At 63.7% G+C, this 7,529-nt stretch carries 7 protein-coding genes; 4 read left to right on the forward strand and 3 right to left on the reverse strand.

Features of this window, described 5'->3' with window-relative positions:
• The first annotated feature begins 7 nt into the window (after positions 1-7).
• On the forward strand, positions 8-376 hold the full coding sequence (gene gcvH / locus UNPF46_RS19600; RefSeq protein ID WP_100176638.1) for a glycine cleavage system protein GcvH: 369 nt from the start codon (positions 8-10) through the stop codon (positions 374-376).
• A 17-nt stretch (positions 377-393) separates the two neighbouring features.
• Positions 394-3,261: an aminomethyl-transferring glycine dehydrogenase gene (gene gcvP, locus UNPF46_RS19605; RefSeq protein ID WP_142251086.1), complete on the forward strand. Its 2,868-nt coding sequence runs from the start codon at positions 394-396 to the stop codon at positions 3,259-3,261.
• Positions 3,262-3,423: 162 nt separating this feature from the next.
• Here gcvP and UNPF46_RS19610 read toward each other — a convergent pair whose 3' ends face one another.
• From UNPF46_RS19610 to recA, 3 genes are all read right to left on the reverse strand, one after another.
• Positions 3,424-4,398 (reverse strand): hypothetical protein, encoded by a 975-nt coding sequence (locus UNPF46_RS19610; protein WP_246668695.1) that lies wholly within the window; start codon positions 4,396-4,398, stop codon positions 3,424-3,426.
• A 43-nt stretch (positions 4,399-4,441) separates the two neighbouring features.
• Positions 4,442-5,437, reverse strand: a complete 996-nt coding sequence (locus tag UNPF46_RS19615) for a hypothetical protein (RefSeq protein WP_349628173.1) — start codon at positions 5,435-5,437, stop codon at positions 4,442-4,444.
• A 105-nt stretch (positions 5,438-5,542) separates the two neighbouring features.
• Positions 5,543-6,631, reverse strand: coding sequence for a recombinase RecA (gene recA / locus UNPF46_RS19620; protein ID WP_100176636.1), 1,089 nt, complete (start codon positions 6,629-6,631; stop codon positions 5,543-5,545).
• 272 nt (positions 6,632-6,903) lie between these two features.
• Here recA and UNPF46_RS19625 point away from each other — a divergent pair, with 272 nt between their 5' ends.
• Both UNPF46_RS19625 and UNPF46_RS37565 read left to right on the forward strand, forming a co-directional pair.
• Positions 6,904-7,104 (forward strand): hypothetical protein, encoded by a 201-nt coding sequence (locus UNPF46_RS19625; protein ID WP_100176635.1) that lies wholly within the window; start codon positions 6,904-6,906, stop codon positions 7,102-7,104.
• A 155-nt stretch (positions 7,105-7,259) separates the two neighbouring features.
• On the forward strand, positions 7,260-7,427 hold the full coding sequence (locus UNPF46_RS37565; RefSeq protein WP_181770016.1) for a hypothetical protein: 168 nt from the start codon (positions 7,260-7,262) through the stop codon (positions 7,425-7,427).
• Positions 7,428-7,529 lie beyond the last annotated feature (102 nt).

Raw genomic sequence — 7,529 nt, forward strand, 5'->3', positions numbered from 1 at the left:
ATTCGAAATGACCACGACGCTGTACACCTCCGACCACGAATGGCTGGCGATCGACGGCGATGTCGCCACGGTCGGTATCACCGACTACGCCCAGCAGCAGCTCGGCGACGTCGTATTCGTCGAGCTTCCCAAGGTCGGCCGGAGCTTGAAGAAGGCGGAAGCCGCCGCCGTCGTCGAGTCCGTCAAGGCGGCCTCGGACGTGTACGCGCCAATCTCCGGCGAAGTGCTCGAGACCAATGCGGAGCTCGCGGCCGAGCCGGCACTGGTGAACTCGGACGCGCAGGGCAAGGCCTGGTTCTTCAAGCTCAGGATTGCCGACAAGAGCGAGCTCGGCGGCCTCATGGATGAAGCCGCGTACAAGGCACATACGGCTTGAGGACGATGGAGCAAGCGATGACCGCGCACCGCAAGACCAACGGCGACACCGCCGCAAGTTTCGTTCGCCGCCACATTGGCCCCTCCGCGCGCGATGTCACCGCAATGCTGGAGGCCGTCGGCGCCAGGAGCGTCGATGCGCTGATGGCGGAGACACTGCCGGCCTCGATCCGGCAGGCCGCCCCGCTCGATCTCGGCAAGCCCTTGAGCGAGACCGAGGCGATCGCGCACATGACGGAGCTTGCGCGTCAGAACCAGGTCTTCACCTCGCTGATCGGCCAAGGCTATTCCGGCACGATCCTGCCCGCGGTGATCCAGCGCAACATCCTGGAGAATCCGGCCTGGTACACGGCTTACACGCCCTACCAGCCGGAGATCAGCCAGGGCCGGCTGGAAGCGCTGCTCAACTTCCAGACCATGATCTGCGACCTCACCGGGCTCGACGTCGCCAACGCCTCGCTGCTCGACGAGGCCACCGCCGCGGCGGAAGCGATGGCGCTGGCGGAGCGGCACTCGCAGGTGAAGGCGCAAGCCTTCTTCGTTGACAAGGATGTGCATCCCCAGACGCTGGCCGTGATGCGCACCCGCGCCGAGCCGCTCGGCTGGAATTTGATTGTCGGCGACCCCCTCACCGATCTCGACAAGGCCGACGTGCTCGGCGCGCTGCTGCAATACCCCGGCTCTTCCGGCGCATTGCGCGACCTCCGGCCCGCGATTGCCACGCTGAAGGCCAAGGGCGCGCTCGCGATCGTGGCCGCCGACCTGCTGGCGCTCACCCTGCTCGCCTCGCCCGGCGAGCTCGGCGCCGACATCGCGATCGGCTCGGCGCAGCGCTTTGGCGTGCCGATGGGCTATGGCGGGCCGCACGCGGCCTATATGGCGGTGCGCGATGCGCTGAAGCGCTCGCTGCCCGGCCGCATCGTCGGCCTCTCCGTGGATTCCCGCGGCGCACCTGCCTATCGGCTCGCGCTGCAGACCCGCGAGCAGCACATCCGCCGCGAGAAGGCGACCTCCAACATCTGCACCGCGCAGGTGCTGCTCGCCGTGATCGCCTCGATGTATGCGGTTTATCACGGCCCCGAAGGCCTGACCCAGATCGCGCGCAATGTGCATCGCCGCGCCGCCGTGCTGGCCGCCGGCCTGCGCAAGCTCGGCTTCGCACCGCAATCCGACAGCTTCTTCGACACGCTCAGCGTCGATGCCGGCGCCAGGCGCGCCGAAATCGTCGCGCGTGCGGCGGCCGAGAAGATCAATCTCGGTGTTGGCGAGACGAACCTGCGCATCGCGCTTGACGAGACCACCACGCCTGCGACGGTCGAAGCGGTCTGGCGCGCCTTCGGCGGCAATCTCGCCTATGCCGAGTTAGATGCGACCACGCGCGAAGCGCTGCCGGAGGCGCTGAAGCGCACCACCGCGTTCCTCACCCATCCCGTGTTCCACGCGCATCGCTCGGAGACCGAGATGCTGCGCTACATGCGCAAGCTCAGCGACCGCGACCTCGCGCTCGACCGCGCCATGATCCCGCTGGGATCCTGCACCATGAAGCTGAACGCGACCACCGAGATGATGCCGCTGACCTGGCCGGAGTTTGCATCGCTGCATCCGTTCGTCCCGCGCGAGCAGGCGAGCGGCTATCGCGCGCTGTTCGCGCGGCTGGAAAAATGGCTGTGCGACATCACCGGCTATGACGCGATCTCGCTGCAGCCGAATTCCGGCGCGCAGGGCGAATATGCCGGATTGCTCGCGATCCGCGGCTATCACGCCGCGCGCGGCGAGGCACACCGCAAGATCTGCCTGATCCCCTCCTCCGCCCACGGCACCAACCCGGCCTCGGCCGCGATGGTCGGCATGGAGGTGGTGGTGGTCGCCTGCGAGAAGAACGGCGACGTCGACGTCAATGATCTCCGCGCCAAGGCCGAGAAGCACTCGAAGGATCTCGCCGCGGTCATGATCACCTATCCCTCGACCCACGGCGTGTTCGAGGAGCACATCCGAGAGATCTGCGACATCGTGCATGGCCATGGCGGCCAGGTGTATCTCGACGGCGCCAATCTCAACGCGCAGGTCGGCCTCAGCCGGCCCGGCGATTACGGCGCCGATGTCAGCCATCTCAACCTGCACAAGACCTTCTGCATCCCGCATGGCGGCGGCGGCCCGGGCATGGGCCCGATCGGCGTCAAGGCGCATCTGGCGCCGTTCCTTCCCGGTCACCCCGCGACGAATGGCGACGCTCCGGTCGGCCCGGTCTCGGCCGCCCCGTTCGGTTCGGCCTCGATCCTCACCATCTCCTACATCTACATTTTGATGATGGGCGGCGACGGCTTGAAGCGCGCCACCGAGATCGCGATCCTCAACGCCAACTACATCGCAGCAAGGCTCGATCCGCACTTCCCGGTGCTCTACAAGAACGCCAAGGGCCGCGTCGCGCATGAGTGTATCGTCGATCCCCGTCCGCTGAAGACGACGAGCGGCGTCACCGTGGACGACATCGCAAAACGCCTGATTGACTACGGCTTCCACGCCCCGACCATGAGCTTCCCGGTGCCGGGCACGCTGATGATCGAGCCGACCGAATCGGAATCCAAGGCCGAGCTGGATCGTTTTTGCGATGCCATGATCGCGATCCGCAAGGAGATCGCCGAGGTCGAGGCCGGCCGCTTCAAGATCGAGGCGTCGCCGCTGCGTCACGCCCCGCACACCGTGCACGACATCGCGGACGACGCGTGGGCGCGCGCCTATACCCGCAGCGAAGGTTGCTTCCCCGCGGGCACATCGCGCACCGACAAATACTGGAGCCCCGTGGGCCGCGTCGACAACGTCTATGGCGATCGCAATCTGGTGTGCTCCTGCCCGCCGGTGAGCGATTACGCGGAAGCGGCGGAGTAAGGCCGCGACGAAGGTCTCGTAGAGTGGGCAAAGCGCAAGCGTGCCCACCACCTTTGCATGACGTGAAAGATCGTGGGCACGGCACTGCGCGCCTTTGCCCACCCTACGGCACTATCTCCACAGACATAAACAGTGGTGGATTACACCTTCGGCTAATCCACCCTACGGCGCAACCAACGATCGGCTTTCGCGATCCCATCGCCACAGCCGCTCGTTGCTGAGCTCAGTCCCGCCCCACCAGCGATAGATCCGGTTGTGGCGCCACATATCGTCCTCGCGTGCAAGAATTGAACGTCCGAATTCGGTCAGCGTGACCTTCCACTCGCTCCTGCCGAAGTAGCGATCCTCGTTGTCGAACGCCGAATCGCCCAACAGGACCACCGGCGCCGGATGTGCCCCCAATTCGAGCAACGCATCGCCCGCGTCGTTTTCGTCGAGCACATCGCGTATCCACCTCGCCTCGGTGACATGCCTCGGGTTGGTATGCCCATCGTTCACAAAGTCCAGAATATCCATTTCGGTGGCACCGAGCCCGGTCACGCTGTCCGGAAGCTCTTCGAGCAAAGCAATGAGCGCCGGTCGAAGTCGCGGCAGGATCGTCAAATCCGTCATCAGCAAATCGAAACAGGATTGTGGCGTCTCAGCCTGATAGGCCTGCCAGGCGCGGCTTGCCATCGCGAAATGGTTGTCGGTCACCTTGAAGGCCGGCAGCTTCCATTTTGCGATAGACTCGGGAGCATAATTCGCAACCTGATCGTCCGTATGCACAAGGCTGAGCTTCGTGGTGACCTCCTTGTAGGGGCGGAGAAGGTCCAGCAGCCAGACCAGCACGAGCTGATCATTGGCTTTAGGGTCGACCCATATTTCAATTGAGTCGAACTTTGCGCACAGCTCGAAGAAACCGATATCGCGCGTGCCGAAGCCGTCGAGCGAGCCACAGCGAGCGTGATCGAGCCAATGGTCGCCCGGATTGCAGTGCCTGTCCGACCGACGTTTCAGCCCCATCGAAAGCTGCTCTTGGGAAGGCAATTTCCTCCAGACGAAGCGCGAAGAGAAACCAAGCACGACGTTCGCTAGGCGCGACTGGCGAAGAGCGTCCTCCGCGCGGTCGTTCGTCGTCAGGATCAAATGGGACACGATTGCCCTCTCGAAATTGTTGCGCAATACGGGAGCACACGAGTTAGTCAGGCGCAATCAACGCGTGGTTCTCGGCGTCCCACCGCCACAGCCGCTCGCTCGTGAGGAACGTACCGCCCCACCAGCGTCGGATCGGGTTGTGACGCCGAAAATCCTCCCGACCTTCCAGAACCGCCTTGCCGAATTCGGTCAGCGACAGCCGACTCCGGCGATAGGCGGCGTTGCGGCCTCGCGTGTTGTCCGGATCGAGTGTCAGCAGCTTGCCGTCCAGCCCTGCAATCGCAGGTACCGGGCCGAATGCGAGCCCTTCGAGCAGCGCGCCCAACTCCCAGGGATCGAACACACGAACCTCAGGCGTGCCTGGCCGAAACAGCTCATCGGCGCGACTGCGTCCGCTTGCGAGCAGTTCGAGAAGCCGCGTCTCGGTCGCTCCCAGTCCCGTCACCGGCGACGGCAGTTCCGAGAGCAGGTCTTCCATGGCCGGCTTCAGAAAAGACAGCTTGCCGAGCGGCCTGTCGAGCAGCGCGGCGCAAAGCTCGGGTGTCGGCGCGCGGTAGGCCTCCCACGCCAGAGTTGCGATCTCGACGTCGCTTTCCGCAACATCGAGCTGCTCCACGTCACGATGACGAAGCTCTGCTGGATCTGCTCCCCGTAGACTGAAATCGACGTGTCGAAGTCTCAGATTCTCCGTCAGTGACGGCCTGAAACGCAGGTAATCGAGGATCCAGATCAACTGCAATTGGCTGTTGGGTTCAGGATCAAACCACAACTCGATGAGATCGACCGCGTAATTCTCGCATATCCAGAGCAACGCCCCTGCCCGATCCTGGCGCCTGATGAGAGGCGATTGGCGCACGGGGACACAATCTGACCAGTGCATTTCGTCGATCAACGTCCTGAATTCGCGCCAGCCGAGATAGCGGATGAGGTGGTCAGGCGTTGGAAGCGGCCCCGAAACAAAGCGATAGATGAAGGGGATGACCATGTCGGCGCGATCGGCATAGGTAAGACCGACGCCGGACGAACTGGTCAGGATCATACGCTTCAACTCGCGCGCTCCCCAAAACGAAACGGGCACCGAAGACGTCGGCAACTCAACGTCCTCAGCGCCCGCTCCTCGCGAAAATCTTTTCGTTGGTCGGGCTTACTCCTCCGCCGGCTCCTCGCCGTCGGCGTCGCGCTCCGGCGTGCCGGCGAGAATCTGCTCGGCGATCAGGCCGGAGTTCTGGCGGATCGAGGTCTCGATCTTGGCGGTGATGTCGGGGTTGGCCTTCAGGAATGCTTTCGAGTTCTCGCGGCCCTGGCCGAGGCGCTGGCTGTCGTAGGAGAACCAGGCGCCGGATTTCTCGACGATGCCGGCCTTGACGCCGAGGTCGAGGATCTCGCCCATCTTGGAAACGCCCTCGCCGTACATGATGTCGAACTCGACCTGCTTGAAGGGCGGCGCCAGCTTGTTCTTCACCACCTTGACACGGGTGGTGTTGCCGACCACTTCGTCGCGCTCCTTGATCGCGCCGATGCGGCGGATGTCGAGGCGGACGGAAGCGTAGAACTTCAAGGCGTTGCCGCCGGTGGTGGTCTCGGGCGAGCCGTACATCACACCGATCTTCATGCGGATCTGGTTGATGAAGATCACCATGGTGTTGGACTTGTTGATGGAGGCCGTCAGCTTGCGCAGCGCCTGGCTCATCAGACGGGCCTGCAGACCCGGTAGCGCATCGCCCATCTCGCCTTCGAGCTCGGCCTTCGGCACCAGGGCCGCAACCGAATCGATCACCAGCACGTCCACCGCACCCGAGCGCACCAGCGTGTCGCAGATCTCCAGCGCCTGCTCGCCGGTGTCCGGCTGCGAGATCAGGAGCTCGTCGATGTTGACGCCGAGCTTGCGGGCATAGACCGGATCGAGCGCGTGCTCGGCATCGATGAAGGCGCAGATGCCGCCCTTCTTCTGCGCTTCCGCCACCGTATGCAGCGCCAGCGTGGTCTTGCCCGAGGATTCCGGCCCGTAGATCTCGACGATGCGCCCCTTGGGCAGGCCGCCGATGCCGAGCGCGATATCCAGCCCGAGCGAGCCCGACGACACCGCCTCGATGTCCATGGACCGGTCGTTCTTGCCGAGCTTCATCACCGAGCCCTTGCCGAACTGACGCTCGATCTGGGAGAGCGCGGCGGCCAGAGCTTTACTCTTGTCCATGGAAGATCCTTCGACGATACGCAGGGCGGTTGCGGACATTGGGTCGTGCTCCTTATGGCGAGGATTCGGGTGCGGGACAAACGGTTGCGAGGCAGCTCGGCGATAAAAGCAATGTACCCTATTTGTTCCAGGTTCGCAATATGTTCTTTTGCGGATTTGGGCCCCCGCCGTCCCGCCCTGTGCGCACAATTGGACAGACGCCGCCCTCTCGCTCCCCCCTAATGAGCCATCACCGCACAGGCCGTGGCTGCTATCGGTGACCAGAACGCCGATTGCGCTCCGGCCTTTCCTCGCACGGACAGGAGCGTGCCATGTTCAAGCGGCGACGGTTCAAGCAACAACTGACCCTTCAAGACCGGCTCTCCGCATGGGTGAAGCAGGTCAAGGAGGACGCCGACCGGCTGCCTCCCGGTCCTGAAAGGGACGCCCTCCTCAAGAAGGCGCGCCAGGCCGAGATGGCAAACCATCTGCACGAATGGGTCAAATCCCCAGGGCTGCAACCGCCGAAATAGCCGCGCAGGCGCGGGCGCCCTCCCCAGCCGAAGCCGATGCGCATCGACGACGCATGTCCGGTCGCCGCCATAAATCCGCAATCCTGCGGCACCGAACCTTTTCGCGGTCTCAGGCCTTCTCCAGGGATGAGACCGCAACTCCGGGGACGGCAGTCATGACGGACAACGAGCATCGCGAAACGACCAGGCGCAAACCTCTGCTGGAGGCGGCGCATGAAGAGATGATCAAGTTCGAGCACAGGGAAAACGAGTTCCGCAGGAAGGATCGCCTGGAGCGCGCCAGCGAGCTCCATCTTCCCCTCAACGAAATCAAGGTTCACTAGAGCATTTTCGGTTCTGATCAGAACCGAAGCTCTAGATTCTTGTTTTGACGCGTTTTCTTCACGCGAACCGGTGTCCACTTCGCTCGAAAACGCTCTAGCAGT

Origin of the sequence: Bradyrhizobium sp. UNPF46 (genome assembly GCF_006658625.1) — a bacterium.
Classification (GTDB): domain Bacteria; phylum Pseudomonadota; class Alphaproteobacteria; order Rhizobiales; family Xanthobacteraceae; genus Bradyrhizobium; species Bradyrhizobium nitroreducens.

Coding starts and splice junctions, on each gene's coding strand:
- UNPF46_RS19615 (WP_349628173.1), bottom strand. CDS start 5,437: ATGATCCTGACCAGTTCGTCCGGCGTCGGTCTTACCTATGCCGATCGC.
- gcvH (WP_100176638.1), top strand. CDS start 8: ATGACCACGACGCTGTACACCTCCGACCACGAATGGCTGGCGATCGAC.
- gcvP (WP_142251086.1), top strand. CDS start 394: ATGACCGCGCACCGCAAGACCAACGGCGACACCGCCGCAAGTTTCGTT.
- recA (WP_100176636.1), bottom strand. CDS start 6,631: ATGTCCGCAACCGCCCTGCGTATCGTCGAAGGATCTTCCATGGACAAG.
- UNPF46_RS37565 (WP_181770016.1), top strand. CDS start 7,260: ATGACGGACAACGAGCATCGCGAAACGACCAGGCGCAAACCTCTGCTG.
- UNPF46_RS19625 (WP_100176635.1), top strand. CDS start 6,904: ATGTTCAAGCGGCGACGGTTCAAGCAACAACTGACCCTTCAAGACCGG.